The sequence below is a fragment of the Sutterella wadsworthensis genome, assembly GCF_003315195.1.
GTDB classification, from domain to species: Bacteria; Pseudomonadota; Gammaproteobacteria; order Burkholderiales; family Burkholderiaceae_F; genus Sutterella; species Sutterella wadsworthensis.
Genome location: NZ_QNRV01000028.1, coordinates 1 through 18,753, shown reverse-complemented (window position 1 = coordinate 18,753; position 18,753 = coordinate 1). Strand labels below are relative to the sequence as shown.

8 protein-coding genes are annotated in these 18,753 nt (G+C 56.3%); 6 read left to right on the top strand and 2 right to left on the bottom strand.

Annotation, left to right across the window (positions count from 1 at the left end):
• Positions 1-30 precede the first annotated feature (30 nt).
• The 5 genes from DES29_RS10015 to DES29_RS09995 all read left to right on the top strand — a co-directional run bounded on the left by DES29_RS10015 (position 31) and on the right by DES29_RS09995 (position 12,648).
• Complete coding sequence (locus tag DES29_RS10015; protein WP_113854831.1) at positions 31-6,225, top strand: putative Ig domain-containing protein; 6,195 nt, start codon at positions 31-33, stop codon at positions 6,223-6,225.
• A 95-nt stretch (positions 6,226-6,320) separates the two neighbouring features.
• A complete protein-coding gene (locus tag DES29_RS10010) occupies positions 6,321-8,015 on the top strand; it encodes a TolC family protein (RefSeq protein WP_113854830.1) in 1,695 nt (564 codons plus the stop codon).
• A 14-nt stretch (positions 8,016-8,029) separates the two neighbouring features.
• Positions 8,030-8,860 carry an efflux RND transporter periplasmic adaptor subunit gene (locus tag DES29_RS10005; protein ID WP_249031206.1) on the top strand — a complete coding sequence of 277 codons (831 nt, stop codon included), beginning with the start codon at positions 8,030-8,032 and terminating at the stop codon, positions 8,858-8,860.
• On the top strand, positions 8,857-10,383 hold the full coding sequence (locus tag DES29_RS10000) for an efflux RND transporter periplasmic adaptor subunit (RefSeq protein ID WP_113854829.1): 1,527 nt from the start codon (positions 8,857-8,859) through the stop codon (positions 10,381-10,383). Before DES29_RS10005 ends, DES29_RS10000 begins: the two co-directional genes overlap by 4 nt.
• 33 nt (positions 10,384-10,416) lie before the next feature.
• On the top strand, positions 10,417-12,648 hold the full coding sequence (locus DES29_RS09995; protein ID WP_113854828.1) for an HlyD family efflux transporter periplasmic adaptor subunit: 2,232 nt from the start codon (positions 10,417-10,419) through the stop codon (positions 12,646-12,648).
• Between the two features lie 28 nt (positions 12,649-12,676).
• Here the strand turns inward: DES29_RS09995 and DES29_RS09990 are convergent, their stop codons facing one another.
• Entirely contained in the window at positions 12,677-13,723 is a 1,047-nt protein-coding gene (locus DES29_RS09990) for a LysR family transcriptional regulator (protein ID WP_005428733.1), read from the bottom strand.
• A 417-nt stretch (positions 13,724-14,140) separates the two neighbouring features.
• Here DES29_RS09990 and DES29_RS09985 point away from each other — a divergent pair, with 417 nt between their 5' ends.
• The gene (locus tag DES29_RS09985; protein WP_005428735.1) at positions 14,141-15,967 is read left to right on the top strand and encodes an aryl-sulfate sulfotransferase; all 1,827 of its coding nucleotides are present in this window, start codon (positions 14,141-14,143) and stop codon (positions 15,965-15,967) included.
• 134 nt (positions 15,968-16,101) lie between these two features.
• On the opposite strand, the gene DES29_RS09980 is transcribed toward DES29_RS09985, so the two are convergent.
• Entirely contained in the window at positions 16,102-18,582 is a 2,481-nt protein-coding gene (locus DES29_RS09980) for an autotransporter outer membrane beta-barrel domain-containing protein (protein ID WP_021995801.1), read from the bottom strand.
• Positions 18,583-18,753 lie beyond the last annotated feature (171 nt).

The following is an 18,753-nucleotide window of genomic DNA, read 5'->3' as shown; positions in this document are numbered from 1 at the left end:
AAACCCAACCCAAAAGGGAAGAAGCACAAAATGACTACAGCGAATCTCTCCTACGGAAGCCTTGAGCTTGCGCTTGAGCCGCGAATGATGTTTGACGCGGCGGCTGCGGCAACGGCGGCAGAAGTGGCGGCGGATGCTCAGGCGGATGCCAATCCGCCAGTTTCAGCGGATCCTTCCGCTGGCGACATCACCGTGGATCAAAACGGCAATCCGGGTGCTCAGGTCGATCTCTTCGGCAATGTCCAGGTTGAGCCGCTTGCTGACGGTAAGACTTACGACTCGCTGACGCTTCAGGTTTCTGAAAGCGGCAAAGGACTGGCCCTTATTGTTGATGGAAAGGAAGTACTCCTCACGCAGGGCAACAAGGTTCAGATCGGTGATCCAGACGCTGACCGCTATGCAACGGTGACGGTCGGTGCGGACGGCACGGCAACGGTGGTCATCAAAATCGGGTCTACTCAGAATGCTGACCAGCTCCAAACGCTTATTGACGGTCTTGCACTGAAGGTTGCAGACGGCACTGCCCAAACTTCAGCGGATGTGACCGTCAAGATCGATGCGCTTTCTTATATGAATGATGGAGGCACGGCTGATCTGGATATAGATCGAACCGTGAAAATCGAGAGCAGCTATAACTTTGCGCCGGAAGTGAATGTTGGCGGAACAGAACTGTCCGGTCTTACAAATGCACCCGGCATCGAGAATGCCACAAAGATCTTTCTGTCAGACAACGGGAATTTTGCCTTTGTAGGCGACAAAGACGGCGATATTGCTGTCTTTAAAGTGACTGATGGGAAGCTTTCTTATCTGCAGACTTTTGATCATTCAAGTGTTGATGGGCTTGGAAGCATTACGGATATTGCATCTAGCGCTGATGGCCGTGTCCTTTATGCTGTGAGCGGGAATAATGTATTTCGTTTCCAAGTGGCAGATAATGGTGATTTAACCACTGAAGGTCAAAAGGAAATATCAGGAACTGGCACATCAATTGCTGTAAGTTCTGATGGTACTACCTGTTATATCGGCTATTTTGCTGATTATGGTTGGGGGAGTTCATACGGCGGTACAAAAATATCTTATGAGAACGGTCAATGGAACGATTCGGATATTGGCGAAAATGCTTCAATGGATTTTGTCAGCTGCGGAGACTATGTCATTAAATTCCGCAATCATGAGTTTGCCTATGGCCCAGAACTTAAAGTATATGGTGCTGACGGTGAAGAGTTATTCTCTCAAGATCTTGATGGAATAGAAGAGGGTGATGGTGTTCTTAATATTACGGCATCAGATAACGGGCTAATAGCTGTTCAATTTGGCGGTAAGATTCAAATTTATCAGGCTAATTTTGCTGAAAAAACTTTTTCTAAAATAGCGGAAACTGATAGTTCTAACGTTGTGGATATTGCGCTCTCTCCAGCTGGAGATCGTCTTTATGTCCTTTCAAGCAATGACTCTGGGACGCTTTCAGAATTTCGCGTGACGCAAGAAGGTCTTACCCCGATTAAAACAACACCTGCAGTAGGTGGTGATGCAGCCGGACTCGTTGTGTTTGACTCAGGAAAGGTTGGGATTGCCGCGGGCGGACAGGTGCTTTCTTATGAAGAGGCGGAAGTTCATAACGCTACCTTAGGGGAGTCGGTTAATGTCGGCGGGTCGCTTTCCATTACCGATGCCGATCGCGATGCTGCCAATTCCGGCAGCGGCAACTACGGTAACGTTTCTGTCACCTTCGAAACGAATGATGAAGCCAAACCTTCAACAGCGTTTGAATGGACGGGAGCAGACGGTTATACGCTCGAAAATGGCGTCATCAAGAACGGAGACCGTACGATTGCTGCGGTTGAGAAAGCTGATGGGAAAATCGTTCTGACATTTAAGGATGGCGCAACAACAGCCGATGTGGCCGCAGTTGTCAAGCAGGTTTCCTTTACAGTCCAGTCTGCAGCTGCAGACGGCAGCGTTTCCGTCAAGACGACCGTAACGGATAAAGACCAATCCGTTGAGAAAACGATTCAATACGAATTCTCTGCCAATCAGGCTCCTTCAGCATCCGGTTCTTCTGCTGTAGAAAATGAGTATTACAACACGACAGGCATGTCATCGCCTATCTTCAAAGATGTGGCGATCAATGTCGGTGAACTCAATCAGAAAGTATCCTCGATGGAGCTCACGGCTTCGGGTGATTTTGCTGAAGGTGAATATTGGGTGGTCGACGGAGTGCGTATTCCTCTGAATAGCTCATCAGACGGCACTACGAAGAGCGGATACGCCTATCAGTATGTAGTCGCTGACGGAAAAGGCGTGCTGACCATTAGTTTTGATGGTGGCATTAAGACTGGGGCCGCTCAAAACGTTGTCAATTCGATGACATATGTCAACGAGAATGCCGAGGCTCAGGTTAGTGAGCGTGTTTTCGCTCTGACTAAAGTGACCGATAACGGCGGCACCGATAACGGCGGGGCTGATTCATCAATTATTGATGATGTCACGGCGACTATTCGTGTGCATCTCAGCGTCGATCCGGATGTAAGTGTTGATGCGCCTGAAACCTCAGACACAATCTTCATGCATGACGGCGTCATAACAGGGGCTGATTATTACGTCAACGATCTAGCACAGACGCCGGACGGCAAGACGGTTTTCGTGATGTCGTCTTCCGGCAGCGATGGCTCCGGGACGTACACGTTCTACATTTACAGCCGCGGTGATGATGGCGCATTAACACTCAAAAACGCTTTTGAACTTGGATCATCGCCAGGGGGATATCCTGGGAGCATCGTTGTTTCCGCCGACGGCAGCTCTGTTTATGTCAAGGCAATTTCCGGTGAAAACTCTTTTGTTATAGGCGTTCATGGATTCATGGCAGATGCCGACGGGACTTGGTCTCCTATTGAAGGCATTGATCTGACCTCTGAGTCTGATTCGTGGCAGGACATCTCCTTAGATCCTTCCGGCAAGTACTTTGCGGCGCTCACCGAAGATACTTTGTACCTTTATACAGTTGATGCTGACGGCAGTTTGAAATTGATCTCGCAGTTCACGCGGGATGAAATGAATTTTGCGGATCAGAATCTAACGGCCATTAAATTTTCCGGTGATGGCAAATCCATATATGTTCAAAAAGACAGTATGGGCGATAAGAGCGGAATTGCCGTTGTCGCAGTGGGTGAAGGCGGATCGCTTAATCTTGTTCAATCATTGAATTACGAGACCATCAATGCGGATGAGTCTGGGGTCAAAGTCGATGATGAATTTATGCTGTGGAAGGTTGGAAGCGTTGTTTCATCGGCGGATGGTCAACATCTCTACGTTTACTCCGCATCTGCCATTGGGAGCCGCTGCGTACTGACTTTTGAGAAAAATGATGACGGTACGTTGACTCTCGTGCAGTCCCTAACTGTTGGTGCGGATTATGGATTCGAAGGTGAATCGATCAGTATTCAAGAAATGCATCTTTCCTCCGACGGCAAGCTTCTGTTTGCCTCAACTGAGGATGGAAAGATGGTTGAATATACTGTAGATGCACTTTCTGGATTCTTGACAAAAGCCGGATCCATTGATGCAGGTACAGAAGGTTTTGGGAAATTTATTGTTTCTTCAGACGGTAAAAACATCTACTTTAACAGTGGATCTCAGGGCGTTTATTCTGCGTCGGCATTGCCTCAGATTCCCTACACCGGCAATTCCGCCGAAGTAGGCAAATATCTGTCTGGCGTCGATGCGGATGTTGAGGATTACCAAGACTTCAGCATTACGATCGAGCGCAACGGCGGGGCGAATGCCTCTGACGGCTTTAGTTTTGCCAAGACTATTGGATATACCTTTGCGGACGAAGTAATTACCGGAGCTGACGGCACTCAACTCGGTTCTTACAGTGTCGAGGGCGGCAAGCTGACGATTACATTCACGGGGTCGCTCAATCACGATGTCTTCAACACGGTGCTTGGGGCGGTGAAATATGACGTGCCGTCCGACGTTGCCGGTGAAGTCGTGCTGAAGGTCACCATGATTGACAATGTCGGCAAGTCCGACGCTCAGATCTTCAGCGTCAAAGCCACTGACGGCTCTATTGAGACGCCCGACGAAGAGACCATTCATGTCCCGGATCCCGAGCAGCCGACCGACTTTCTCGCGAATGTTGATTTCTCGGGCATCAAAGATTCCATCCTTGGACACGCGGCTTCGATCACGGTAAATGTCGACTATCCGAACGGCACCTTTGGGCTCAGTGCAGATTCTGGTCTGACGCTCAAGGATGACGGCTACGTCTACAGCGGTGACGTGAAGCTCGGTGCATGGTCTGCCCGCGAAGGAACGCTTTCCATCACACTCGAGCAGGGCGTTGATGCAGACAAAGCCGAGGCGCTTTTGAAGGCAATCACCTTCACCGCCTCGGGTGCTGAGCCAGGTGCAGATCTGTCGGTCGATTTAAGCATTGGCTTTACGTCCTCGAGCGGCAGCAGCGATTCGCTGCTGATTGACAATGCGGTGACGCTGCAGATTAACGATGGTCCCGAATTTAACGAAACGAAGTATCCGGACTACGCTTTGAGCGGTACCTTGGATGTTGCGCTCGGCGGTTCAGCGGGTTCTATTACGCTGCCCTCAGACCTCTTTACGGATGACGTCAAAGTGGCGACCGTCACCGTGGAACTCCTCGATGAGAACGGGAACGTTATCGAAAATGGTCTTCAGAAGCTGGGGCTGAAGTTTGAGAATGGCAAGCTCTCCGGCACGGTTTCGAAGACGGGTGCCTATCAGCTGCGAATCACTGCGGCAGACGAGAGCGGTCTGACGGCGAGCCGTGATGTCACGCTGACCATCATGGAAAATCAGCCGCCGGTCGTTGTTGATGGAAATGTCAAGGTGCCCGAAGTCGTCTTCAATCACGAGACGAACTTCAGTGTCAAGGATTGGTTCAAAGACCCGAATGAGGCCGATGAGCTGACCTTCACGGCAGTGAAGGGGCTCCCCGATGGTCTGACTATCGACGCAAAGACAGGGACGATTTCCGGCACGCCTCAGGAGGTCGGTGCGTTCTCGGTGACGATCACGGCCTCGGACGGCAAGAATGCTCCGGTGGAGTACACCTTTAAGCTCACGGTTCGCGGCAATCAAGCCCCGCAGGCTGTACCGGATACCGCTCCGAGCGTTGTGGTCGGGGGCAATAATTCGTTTGAGCTCAAGGACTTCATCAAGGATCCTGACGGCGACGATTTGACCTTCAGGGTTGACGGGCTGCCCGATAACAGCGGGCTGAGCTTTGATGCTGACACGGGCCGCATCTACGGCACGGCGACGGTGACTGAACCCTTTAAGCTCACGATTACCGCGACGGACAGCTACGGCCTTTCGAATACGTTCGAAGTGACGGTGGGTGTTCGCACCAATTCCGCGCCCGAGTTTGTCGGCGCGGGATCGACTCATGAAGGGCTGCCGGCGGTCTTCGGCGATACGGCCGGCGGGATCAGAGCTGATCTCAATACGCTCTTCAAGGATGCCGAGGGCGACGGATTCAGAGTGGAGATCACCGAACCCGCAGAACTCCCTGAGGGCGTCTCTTTTGATGCCGATACCGGCATCTTAAAGGCGGACGCGAATTTCGAAAACGGCTTGGCGGTGACGGTGAAGGCCACGGATGCCTATGGCGCTTCGACCACCCGCACCATTTGGATCGGGACGCAAATTGCGCCCGTCACCAGTGCGGATGCGGGCGTTGCCAACCCGGCATTTGGCCGCGGTCTTGACCTTCTGCGCGACACGGGACTCGGACGAGGGATCGAGCGCGAGGACTTCAGACCTACGGTACTGGCGGCGGATCACCCGGTCTTCGAACCGATCTTCGGCAAGCCGGCTGCGCCTCTGGAAGAACCCTCGGCCTCAGAGCGCCTCTTCGCGCTTTATAAGCAGACCGTCGATGATGAACGCGACGCCAAGCTTCATACCGAAGAGGTTCGCCGTGACCGGGCGGTAGAGCGCGCTGTTGAAAAGGTCGAGCGCTCAGACAAATCCGCAGCACGCGTGACGCTCAATGAGAGCGCAGCGGAATTGCCGTCAGCTGACTTGAATGACGTTGCTCAAAAGGGTTTAGCCGCGCTGCTCGACGCAGAGACGCCCGAGCAGAGCGAGGTCGCTGACACGAGTCTCACCGCTGCCATTGAACGCCATACGGTCTATGCCCGCGAAGGCATCTTTGCCAAATCCGATGATCTCGCTGCGAGCTGATCGCTGACAACTCACTTATTCGGCACGGACGCTCACTCTGGCAGTCCGTGCCGCCGAACCTACTCATTCTCTTGCCTATTTCAGGATTTCCAATCATGTCTCAGATGAAAGCCTCTCGGATGATCCGCCTTACTCTTGTTTCTACGTCCGTCGCCGCAGCGCTGATGCTCGCCGGCTGCTCGGTCATCGCGCCCGAAAAGCTTTCGAGCGACGATCTTATGCGTCTTGCCAATGTCGACCAGCAGCTGATGTTCGCTGCGCAGGAACCCGTCACGGCTCCCATTACGATGGAAGAGGCTGTTGCCCGTGCGCTCAAGTACAACCTCGAACACCGCCTGGCCATGATGGAGCGTGCGGTGCAGGAAAACATCGCTGATGTGCAGAGCATGAGCCTCTTGCCGAAGCTCACGGCGTCGGCAGGGTATCGCGACCGCTCCAACGAGCTCGCAAGCTCGAGCGAATCGCTTGCAACCGGCAAGGAGTCGCTCGTGCCTTCTAAGAGCAGCGAACGCTACGGCAGGACGGCCGATCTGGAGCTCTCCTGGAATGTGCTCGATTTCGGTCTGAGCTACTTTGAAGCCCAAGCTTCGACCAACAAGTCCTATGCCTCCGAAGAACGCCGCCGCCGCGTGGTGGCCGATATCGCCCGTCAGACCCGTGCGGCCTGGCTCTCGGCCGTCAGCGCTGAGCGTCTGCGCGACGAAGTTGCTGATGCGCTCGACGACGCTTCGAAGGCTCTGGCTCAGTCCAAGGAAGCGGGCGGCCGCGGCCTCGTGAAGCCGCTCGATGCGCTTCGCTACCAGCGTGACCTTCTCAACATGGTTCGTCAGCTCGAAACGCTCGAAGACGAATTGGTGAAGAGCAAAGCCAAGCTCGCGACCCTCATGAACCTGCAGCCGGGGACGCCATTCCAGCTCGCCGTTCCCTCGACGGATACTGAGGCCGTTCCGGCCGTGCCCTATAAGCTCAGTGACCTCGAAGTGCTCGCCATGGTGCGCCGCCCTGAGATTCGCGAAGAAAGCTATCTCGCGCGCAATGCTGTGCTCGAAACCCGCATGTCGCTCCTGAAGCTCTTCCCGAATGTTCAGCTTTTTGCGGGTCTCAACTACGACAGCAATAAGTACTTGGCGAACAATGACTGGGCGGACGTGGGCACCCAGGTGAGCTGGAACCTGATGAGCCTCTTTACTGCGCCGAAGATTCTCAAGGGCGGAGAGCTTCGCGAAGAACTCGCTCCGCTTCGTCGTCAGGCCATCCGCATGACGGTTCTCTCTCAGGTGCACGTTGCTTGGCATCAGCGTTTTGCGGCTGAAAAGGCTTTCCGTCGAGCTGACGAACTCTCGCGCGTACAGAATTCCATCGACAAGCAGGTTGAAAATGCCGTGAAGAGCCGCAGCGAAACGAAGCTCGAAGCGGTACGCACGAAGGTTGAGACGCTGCTTGCCAAACGCACGCGTGATCTGAGCTATGCCGAAATGCTTAATGCCCAGGATGCCATCTATCAAGCCGCGGGCTTTGATACGGTACCCGCTGAGGTTGCCGATCAGTCCATTTCGGGACTCGCTGAAGCCATCGGCGCGCAGGACCGTATCATCGCCGACGGCGCAGTGCTGCAGGGGCTTTACGGCACGCAGGCCTTGAAGGAAGGCGTGGGCGACTATAAGGAAGCGTCTGCGAGCTACCGCCTCAACCCGGAAGTTGCTGCGGCTGCGCAGGAGGGCGGAGCGGCCGTCCGTCTCGTTTCCGGCATGCCCTGGGAAAGTCTCGGTTCTTTGAAGGCCAGCCGGTAAGAATCGTGCTCGAAATGAGGATGATGATGGAAAAGCTCCATACGCTGAGCGCAATTTGCTCGATGGCTGCAGCTTTAACAATTGGCGCAGCTTCGGCTGCGCCGGCCTCTGCGGCAGGGCTTTCGAGCTCATCAGCATTGGCTGATGCGGTCGAATTCCGCGCCCAGGTAACCGCTAAGGCGCAGGCGCTCCTTTCGAGCGAAATGCCCGGTGAAGTGAGTGCTGTTGCATTTCGCGACGGTGAACGCTTCAAGGCCGGAGACGTGCTTGTCGAATACGACTGTGCGCTTCCCAAGGCGCGGCTTCTGCGGGCGGAAGCCGCAGCATCGGCCGCTGAAGGCCGCTGGCGCAGCGCCCGGGAACTCAGAAAGCTCAATTCCATCAGCACGGCCGACTATGAAGAAGCCCGCGCCAACGTCGGGATTACGGCAGCCGAAGCCAAGGCTGAACGCATTCAGGTCGGCCGCTGCAGCATCAAGGCGCCGTTCTCGGGCATGGTGGGCGAAACGTATGTGCGCCCGCATGAGTATGTGGGAGAAGGACAGAAGCTCCTCACCATTTATGAGGTGAGCGCCTTTGAGGTTGAGGCGATCCTCCCTGCGGCGGCATTGAAAGTGCTGCGGATCGGGAGCCGCCTGACGCTTACGCTGGACGATACCGGTGCGGTTTATCCGGTCACCGTGTCGCGCATCGCCGGGAGTGTGGATCCGGTCAGTCAGTCGGTGAAGGTGACGGGCGAGCTCCAGCTTCCCAAAAGGGAGAAGGCTGCGGGTGATGCCGGTGCGGCAGCGCTCCCGCTTCTGCCCGGCATGAGCGGACGAGTCGCTTGGAGCCCTGCTCCATGATCATTCGAACGAAGCCGGGAGCGGAATCCAAAAAGGGTTCCGCTGCCGAAGGGCTCCAGGAGCTTAAGTCTGCGTTTCTGAAGTCCCGTGAACAAACCGAGCGCCTCGAGCGCGTTATTCGTCTCTGTGAAACTGCACGTGCGGCATCCGATCGCCGAGCGCTCGGCTACACGGCGATGAACGATACGCTCGCAGCGATTGACTACCGTCAGGCAGCGCTTTGGTGGCGGGCGGCCGATGATGCCGGAGCGGGGCGAATCGAAGGGCTTTCGGGCGTTGCGGATCCGGTTCGCAATGCTGCCTTTCCGGCTTGGCTCGTTAAGCGCCTGGGCGGCTTCGCAGATGCTCATCCGGCAGGCGCTTCTTCTCTGTCGGGTTCGGCCTTGGCCGATGAACTCGTGCAGCCCTTCAATGTGCTCGAGCATCCGCCGGCCGCGGATCACGACCGGATGATGGCCAAGGAGTTTCTGCCGGCTCAGGCGCTTTGGGCCGAACTGCCGCTTAAAGCGCCGCAGGCGGGCGGCTCCGGCATCAGAGCTGCGCTTATCCTTTGGCGGGACGCCCCGTGGACGGGGGCTGACAAGGCTATCCTCACCCATCTGGCGCGTGCTTATGCCGATGCGTGGAGCGCTATGCCGCTTGGCCGCAGCGACTGGTCGGGCGAAGGCACCGTGAAGGCTCACTCCGGAAGGCTTTTGGTCTGGAGCCGCAAGCGCTGGGTGCGCTGTGCAGCCGCCGCAGCAGTGGTCGGAGCGATGCTGATACCCATTCGGCAGTCCGTGCTTGCGCCTGCAGAAGTAACGGCCAAAAATCCGTTTGCTGTTCGTGCGCCGCTCTCGGGCGTAGTCGAAGAAATCGTCGTGAAGCCCAATGCGCCGGTCAAGGCGGGGGATCTCCTTGTGCGGATGGACTCGCGCGACCTGCGCGGTCAATTGGAAGCTGCAAGGCAGACGCTTTCTGTGGCAGAGGCCGAATACCGGCAGGGGCAGCAGCAGGCATTCTTTGATGAGCGCAGCAAGATGGCTTTGGGGGTGCTTAAGCGCCGTCGCGATCAGGCTGAAGCTGATGCAGCTTTTCTTGCCGGGGAACTCGAACGGACGGAGATCCGGGCAGACCGCTCGGGTGTTGCCGTTTTTTCGGACCCACAGGAATGGCTGGGTCGGCCGGTAGCTGTCGGCGAACGCATTTTGATGGTGGCGGACCCTCGGGCAGTGGAGCTCGAGGCCGACATTCCGGTGGGCGACGCCGTCGCGCTTGAAAAAGGCGCCGAAGTGAAATTCTTCCTCAATGCGTCGCCGACGAGTCCGCTCGAAGCAGAGCTCACTCGAGTGGCCTACCGCGCGTCAGCCACGGCTGACGGAACGCTTGCCTACAAGGCTCGGGCCGAATTCGTCCCAACCGACGGTGATGCGCCGCAGCTCGGCCTCAAGGGCACGGCAAAGTTTTACGGCGAAGAAACCTTTCTGGGGCTTTATCTCCTTCGCCGGCCTCTGGCTACGCTGCGGCTCTGGCTCGGCGTCTAAGCGTGCGGCTTGGCACCTCTGCGGATGAATGCTATGAACGCTCTCGAGCGCCCCCCTGTTGCTCCGGGTCTCTCTGCCGGGCATCCGACCCCGAAGGAGCCGCGGCTTCCGCCGCTGCGGGAGGATCTTCGTCTGCACGAAGGCCCGGACGCGGATGACGGGAGTTCTACCTGGGTGCTTGAAGATCCGGCGCGCGATCAGTTTTTTCAGCTCGGCGTTTTTCAGGCGGAGTGCCTGAAGCGCTGGCACTTAGGGACAGCCAAGGCTGTGGCTGCTGCTGTCGGCAAGGAAACGCTCCTTCGGCCGACGGCGGAGACGGTGGAGAATTTTGCGAAGTTTCTGATGCGGATGAGCCTCACGCGCGAAGCGGGAACTTCCGCGAGGCTCGCCGAACAGATGAAGCGTAAGCCCAAGCAGACGCTTTGGAAGTTCTTTCTGCACCACTATCTTTTTTTCCGCATTCCGCTGGTGGCGCCGGACGCATTCCTGCGTCGGACGCTTCCCTGGGTTGAGCGCCTCTTTTTCACAAAGACCTTTCTCTGGGCCACATTAACGGCGCTCGTTTTGGCGCTTTACCTCATCGGCCGGCAGTGGGATGCCTTTACGCATACCTTCTCGCATTTCTTTTCCTGGGAAGGCGCGGTTATGGCCGGCCTCACGATTGCCTGCACAAAGGTGATCCATGAGCTGGCTCATGCCTACACAGCCGAGCACTTTGGCTGCCGTATTCCCCATATGGGCATCGCCTTCATGGTGATGATGCCGCTCCTATATACCGATACGTCCGCTGCCTGGCGACTGAAGTCCAAGCGTCAGCGCATGGCCGTCTGCGCGGCGGGTGTTTTGGGGGAATTGGCTTTAGGCGTTTGGGCAGCACTCGCGTGGAGCTTTCTGCCCGAAGGCGGGCTAAAGAGCGCGGCCTTTATGCTCGCCACCACAACCTGGATCATGACGCTCGCCATCAATTCAAGCCCCTTCATGCGGTTTGACGGGTACTACCTGCTCTCGGACTGGCTGGGCGTAGCGAACCTGCATCAGAGGAGCTTCGCGCTGGCCAAATGGCGGATGCGGGAGCTTCTTTTCGGCTTTGGGGAGAAGAAGCCCGAATCGTTTGAGCCGTGGAAGGAACGCGCATTGATTATCTATGCGTGGGCAACGTGGCTTTACCGATTCTTCCTCTTCTGCGGTATCGCGCTCCTCGTCTACCACGCCTTCTTCAAGCTGCTCGGCATTTTTCTCTTTTGCGTTGAGGTTTCCGTCTTCGTCATGCTTCCGATACTTCGTGAACTTAAGGAATGGGCGCTTCGCATCCTGAAGGGAAAAGCTGCGCCGCGCAGTCTGTGGCTCCTCTTTCCCATTGCGGGAATTTTGGCGGTGTTTTTCATGCCTTGGCGCTCAGAGGTAGCGGCGCCGGCGGTGGTGAAGCCGGCGGCAGCGGTGACGCTTTACACGCCGGCAGCGGCACAGGTCGAAGCGATTGAGGCTGCTCAGGGCGATGCGGTGAAAAAGGGGCAGGTGCTCTTTCGTCTTCGTTCTCCCGAGCTCGCCCATGAGCTTGAAAAATTGGAATCAGACCGCGCATCGCTTCGCTGGCGGGCAGAATACATGCGCATGAATCGGGAGGGTGCGGCTGACGTGCCCGCAGCACTGCGGGAGCTCTCTGCGCTCGAGCGGCGCATTGCGGAATTGAAGAAACGAACGGCGCTCTTGGAAGTACGCTCGCCTGTGGACGGCCGAGTGGCCGACCGCACGGAGCCGCTTGCCGTCGGTGAATGGCTGCCCGACGGTGAGGCGCTCGCCGTGGTCGCAGCGGCAGCCGGCACTGACCGTCCGGCGCTCGAAATCGTGGGCTACGTGAGCGAACAGGATATCAATCGCTTTGCGGCGGGTGCTTCGGCCAAGTTCATCCCCGAAGATGCCCTGCAGCCCGCAATTCCGGCAAGCGTCGAGGCGGTTGACGGCACAGCGGCTCGTCATCTTGGCGCAGTGCCGGAGCTCGCTTCTCATTTTGGCGGCGCGGTCGCATCGCTGCCCGCGCCGGCGGAGGTTGCCAAAAGTCTTGGCGTGGATCAAGGACAGGTTTTTGCGCCGAAGGAAGCCATTTACCGCGTGACGGCCGCGCCGGCCGGAGCGCAGCAGGGGACTGCAGCTTTGGATCTGCAGGTGCGCCGCGGCACCCTTTTGATTGAGGGCGAACGCGAAAGCTTGGCCGGACGGTTCGCCCGAGCCGCATGGTCTGTGCTGCTGCGGGAATCCAACTTTTAAGTGAGAGCGGGAGCAGAAATAAGACTTTCTATCGAACTTGCTGACCGCGCCTCTTGAAGTCTTCGTCAATCTGCCGAAGGGTTTCTGCGTGAAGACGTCTGGCATGCGAAACAAGCTGAGCGCGAACCCACGTAATGAGCGGGTCATGGTCTGCCGCTCGGTGACGGAAGAGACATGGGATCCAGGGAATGTGGATACCGGCTTCCATCGGCATCATCGCAAGCGGGAGCGTACGGCAGAGTTCTGCAGCGGTTTCCTGCGGAATCCGCATCAGCATATCCGTACGGGCCGCAAGCATTGCCCCGGCCACAAAAAACGGCGTTTCGCAGGCCGTGCGTTCCGGACCGTGTGCGGGATGACGGGACATGGTCAGACGGTCGCTGCCGCCCGCCATCGGTACGACGACGCTGATGTGGGGCCACGCCCCGGTATCTGCTTCGGTAATCTCGCTGCCGGCAAGCCATTTTTGGTGAAGCGGGTGTCCGCGGCGCATGAGCAGAACGTGACCGCTTGTGAAGAGCGTTTCTTCACAAAAGTCTGAGGGGACCGGGCGGCCTTCAGTTGAATAAAAGGCCAGATCGAGCGTGCCGGCACGCATATCTTCAAGCAGCGTAGGCGCTCGGTCAAAGACCGAGATGGATAAGCCCGGCGCAGCTGTTGCGGCCGTTTCAAGAAAGGGCATCAGCAGCGTATGGAAAGCGTTGTCAATGGCAGCGATGCGGAGCGTACGTACGACGGTTGCAGGATTGAAAGGTTCTTCGGGTTTGAAAAGTGACTCCAGCCGCAGCAGTTCTTCTTCAATGCGCGGCGACAATGCCAGCATCCTCGGCGTCGGATGCATGCGTCCGGCGCTGTAGATAAAGAGCGGATCCTTAAACCATTGGCGTGCGCGGGCGAGCAGACGAGACGCCGTCGGAGCGCTGACGCCGAGCGCGTCTGCGCTTCGCTGAAGCACCGGATCACGCATCAGCCGCACAAGGAGGCGCAGCACCCGAATGCTGCCGGACTCCACAAGATCTTCAGGAAGGGTTCTCAGCGGAGGGCATGCAGAGGATGCGGACTCTTCAGACAACATGGCGAGAGATATTGAGTTTGACGCTAAGCGTCAGGCGCCTAGTGCCGTTGTGTTCGGGGGGACACCACAAATACAAAAGGGTCGTCGGCTTAAAGACGGGCGATCCTGCTTCGCTTTATCGCTTGGACGGCCTCACCTTTCTTCAGGGAGGAGAAGCTCTCCAAGGCGGTATGAATTTGTACCGTTCTTTGCCGCAGAGGCAAATGTTTGCTCAAAGCGGGGGAGCGGCTGTCGGTGCATCTGATGAACGAATATTGGCATGACCTTTTAAAAAATGAAAGGCGTCCTTTCCCGTACGGCAGTCAAACGCAAGGCTTTCCGCATGGTCGTGGCGACAAAGCGGCGGCACACTAGGCAAGAAAAGAAAGCAAGCACATGCCTGCAGAACCTTTCATCTCGGACCAAAGGAGATAAACCATGAAATTCCAACGTCGTCAGTTGGTCGCCGCAATGGCGGGATTGATGCTCGGCCTGTCTGCGGGTGCAGCATCCGCTATGGGCGGCCCGTCGGGCGCCGCAGTCGGCATGCCCGCACAGGGACATATCGGTGAAGTTATCGTCAACCCCTACAAGATTGCGCCGCTGACAGCCATCGTCCGCACGGGCGGCTACGTTGTCAAAAACGCCAGCGTGCGCGTTGTGCCGAAGAAGGGCGGCCGCGAGATCGCCTATAAAGTTTCCGATCGTCAGATTCGCACGCATGCCGGCATCCCGATTGCCGGTTTGTATGCGGACTACCTCAATACGGTGGAAGTGAGCTACACGCGCGTTTCTGCCGACGGCAAGAGCGAGGACTTCACGGATCGTCTGCAGTTCTATGCACCCCCCGTTTTCTCAATCAGCAACGGCATGCCTGGGCAGCAGCGGATGTTCAACGTTGAAGTGAACAAGGTGGATCCGGGCTTTGAAGACCGACTTTACCTCGTCAACAGCCAGCTCATTCCGATGGCGCCGCAGGGTGCCCGCTTTGTGTGGAACAATCCCGCGGGCGGTGCGCTTGAATGGACGATCAATTCTCAGATCGGCATTATCGATACGGCCGGTGATGTGCGCTGGTACCTGCTCAACGACCTCATCAATGATCAGTCCGACCCGTGGACATCAGGCCTCATGATGGGCTTCCAGCAGACCAAGGACGGTGCTCTGACGTGGGGCTTCGGTCAGCGCTGGGTCAAGTATGACCTGATGGGCCGCGAAATTTTCAACCGCAAGCTTCCGCCCACGTATGCTGACTTCTCGCATGCTTATGACAATGCCGAGAATGGCCACAGCTTCCTGCGCGTCTCGATGGCTGACTATCGCCGCGGCGACGACAAGCGTGTCCATACCGTTCGCGACGTGATTATTGAAGTGGATCCTGACGGTGGCGTGGTTGATGATTTCCGCCTCTATGACATTCTCGATCCGTATCGCGACACGCTCATTAAGGCGCTTGATCAGGGGGCCGTGTGCCTCAACATCGATCCTGCGAAGGCCGGTCAGACGCTTTCGGCTGCGGACCTCGCCAACATGGATAAGAGCGACAAGTTCGGCGACATCCCGGGTACGGGCCCGGGACGCAACTGGGCGCACGTCAATTCCATTGACTACGATCCGACCGATGATTCGATTATCTTGTCGGCACGCCATCAAGGTATCGTGAAGATCGGCCGCGATCACCAGGTGAAGTGGATCCTCGCTTCGCCGGTCGGCTGGAAGAAGGGCCTCGCAGAGCGCGTGCTCACGCCGGTTGACAAGAACGGCAAGCCTTTGAAGTGCGAAGGCAGCCAGTGCGAAGGCGGCTTTGACTGGTCCTGGACGCAGCATACGGCCTGGCGCATTGACTCGAAGTCAACGAAGGACGTGATCTACCTCTCGGTCTTTGACAACGGCGACGCCCGCGGCATGGAGCAGCCCCCGCTGCCGACCATGAAGTATTCTCGCGCTGTGGTCTACAAGATCGACCAGAAGAAGATGACGGTCGAGCAGATCTGGGAAGTCGGCAAGGACCTTGGCTACGACTACTTCTCGCCGGTTACCGGCATCACGAAGTACATGGACGACAAGGACACGATGCTTGTCTTCTGGTCAACGGCCGGTATGGGTGCGTCGCCTGAAAAGGCCGGCAAGCTCGGCCGCCTGCATCCGCGGATCTGCGAATACCGCTGGGGCGACAAGTCGCTCGCTGTTGATCTGACGCTGTGGGACACCTGCGGCTATCAGGCTTTCCCGGTGAGCTTTGAAGAGGCTTTCTCGAAGAACTAATCGGTTCTCTTGAATAAGAGATCTTCAGACGAAAGGCGCATCCGCTTTCTTCGGCAGATGCGCCTTTTGGTTCCTTGCTGCAAAGTGAAGTTAAAAACAAGTAGCAGCGTGTAAGTTAAAAGATAAAGCGGCTTTTAGAACACAGTTCTCAAGCCAATGTTCCAACGCCAGTTTTCCTTCACATCACTGCCGGACGTCCGTTCGAGATCAACATAAGTGTAGGTCGAAGGCGTGATGTTCACGTTTGCTCCGAGTGCATACTCGACCCAGCTGCCGCCAATGTCGTCGTGCACGGTGGTCGAAGCCTTGCTGCTTGAGTAGCGTACGTCGGATTCTCCCTTAAAGTCATGCACGCCGGAAACACGGACATAAACCGTTCCGCGGTCGTTCGGGCACTTGAAGCCGGCACGCAGACCTACACGGCCGAGCAGGGAGTCAAAATCCTCTTGCTCGATGCGGACGTTATTCGAAGCCGTGGCATTGTCACCGAGAATGCGGCCGTACGTTAGTTCGACCTGCGGCTCAACGAACAAAGTCTTAGCGAGGTCGAAGCGCCAGCCGAACTCCGCCGAGAATGAATAGGCATTGTTGTCAATAGAGCCCTTCATATCTGCGATTTCGAAGTCGTTTGAAAGGCGCGAGTACTTGGCAATCAAGTCGAGGAACATGCCGTTCTGAGCGAACCAAGAACCATAGGCTGCAAAACCGTATGTGTCCGCATCTCCCGATCCCTGGGCATAGTCGACTGAGCCGTTTGTGTAGCTGAAAGCGCCGCCCACAGTCCACTCGCCGATTTGATAGTCCGCACCCACTTGGACGGAGGTGCTTCGCAAAGTGACATTCTTCTTCCCGTACTCCTGCTCGGAGCCATAGAGGCGCGCCCAAGCTCCGATGCCGGCGGGACCGTCGCGCAGTTCACCCATGCGCTTCGTGAGATCATTCATTTCGTGGCGCCACTGCAAGGTTGCGATGGACTGACCGTCGGAGAGTGAGGCAACTTTGTCGCTCGCGCCAATCGTTCCGATGCTGATCGCGCCGTCTGCTCCGGTCGTGATTTCGATTTCACCGAGAACGTCGCCGCCTTCGATGGTGGCAGTGCCGCCCTCACGGATGTTGGCGCCGACATGGGTGAGAATGTCAGCCGCTTCAGCGTCAATATCCGTGATGTCATCGGCCGTGACGCCGGTTACCAGAACATTTGCACCCGTCCAGTCTTGGGCTACGTTTTCGGCCGTAAAACTGCCTGCCTCGTATGTGATCTTCCCGTCATCTCCGCTGCTCCTGGAGACGGAGAGATGAATGGTGCCGCCTGTACCCCGAAGGTTCTGGGCTGAAAGAGAAGCTTTTTGCTCGAGGCTGACGATACCGCTGCTGATAGAGAGATCCTCAATTTCTGCGCTTGTGCCATTGGTGAGGTTGACTATGCCGCCCGAGCTGACCGTAAGGTTCTTGGATTTGCTCTCTCCTTTGGCATTCCAGACGGCCGCATCGCTAAAGAAGATTTTCACGTTGGCGGCTTCATTCGCGATCTTGCCCGTAAGCGATGATTGAGCTCCGGTGAAGTTAAGCTCGGCCTTTGCCTCACCGCTCGCATCGATCGCGCCCTGTACATTCATGACTGCGGGAGACTCGCCGTCGGTACCGTTGATCTTGAGCTCGCCCTTCGTCAGCTTGAAGGCATTGGCATCCCAATCCGTCGCGGAAGCGGCAGGACGAATAGTGAGTTCGTCACTGTTGATCGTGACGCTGCCGCCCTGCACATGAACGATGCCGAAATCTGAATTTTTCTTATTTTCTGCTATGTCATCCGAGGCAATCCCGGTGGTTTCGAGCATGACCTTGCCGGCAGTGACGCTGACGCTGCCGTTGCCGATCAGCTGTCCGTTTTCTACGTAGCCGGTATCGATGGCGCCTCTGGCGCCAGTGAGCGTAATGGCGCTGTTTGCGTTGCCGGTTAATGCAATAGCTTGCTTAGCAGTACCAACATTTCTAACTGCATAACGGCCATCACCCGTCATTACGAGGCTGTCAAACCCGTCAATCGTCACGTTGTTCGCCGACGTGTCTGCTGCCGCCTGATCAATGTATATAGCATTTACTTTGCCATTCAATGTGATGTGCTTTGCAGATAATTTGGCCGCTGAGCCGCCCCCGCCGAAATAAATCGCATTACGGGTGTTGGAAGTCAGGGTCAGATCATTGAAACCGCTGATCTCATTATGAAAATCTTTAAGCACATCCAGTTCTGAGATCAGCGTGGCTTTGCCGCCGCTGCCGATAAATTTAGCGCCGCCGAGGACCGCGCCTCTGCCGTCAACAGGGCCATCAGTGGTATTGGTTTTATTGATCACCGTAATATCGCTGCTCAATACCTCGACAACCATCGGAGGCTCTGCATTTTCGTTGCCGAATGCATAGAGCTTTTTGTCGGCGTTGGTTGGTGGAACTTTGCCTGGCGTAATGTCGAATACCAAATTAGAAACATTTTCCGCAATCGTACAATCTTGGCTGAAGTTTGAATCAAAGGTGCCGTTGGCTGAAATCGATTGAGCCGAGACGAAGCCGGCGGATAAGGCAAGTGTGACGGCCGTAGAGAGAACGGTCTTGGAGATCATGAGGGAGGCTCCTGTCTGGGGTTTAATGAATACAGTCAAATTACCCCCCACCCCCCCCCCCCCCCCCCCCCCCCCCCAACATTGTTTATTTTTTTTTTTTTTTATTTTTTTTTATTACAAAACAAAAAAAAAACAACAATAAATAAAAATTTTTTTTTTTATTATTTTTTT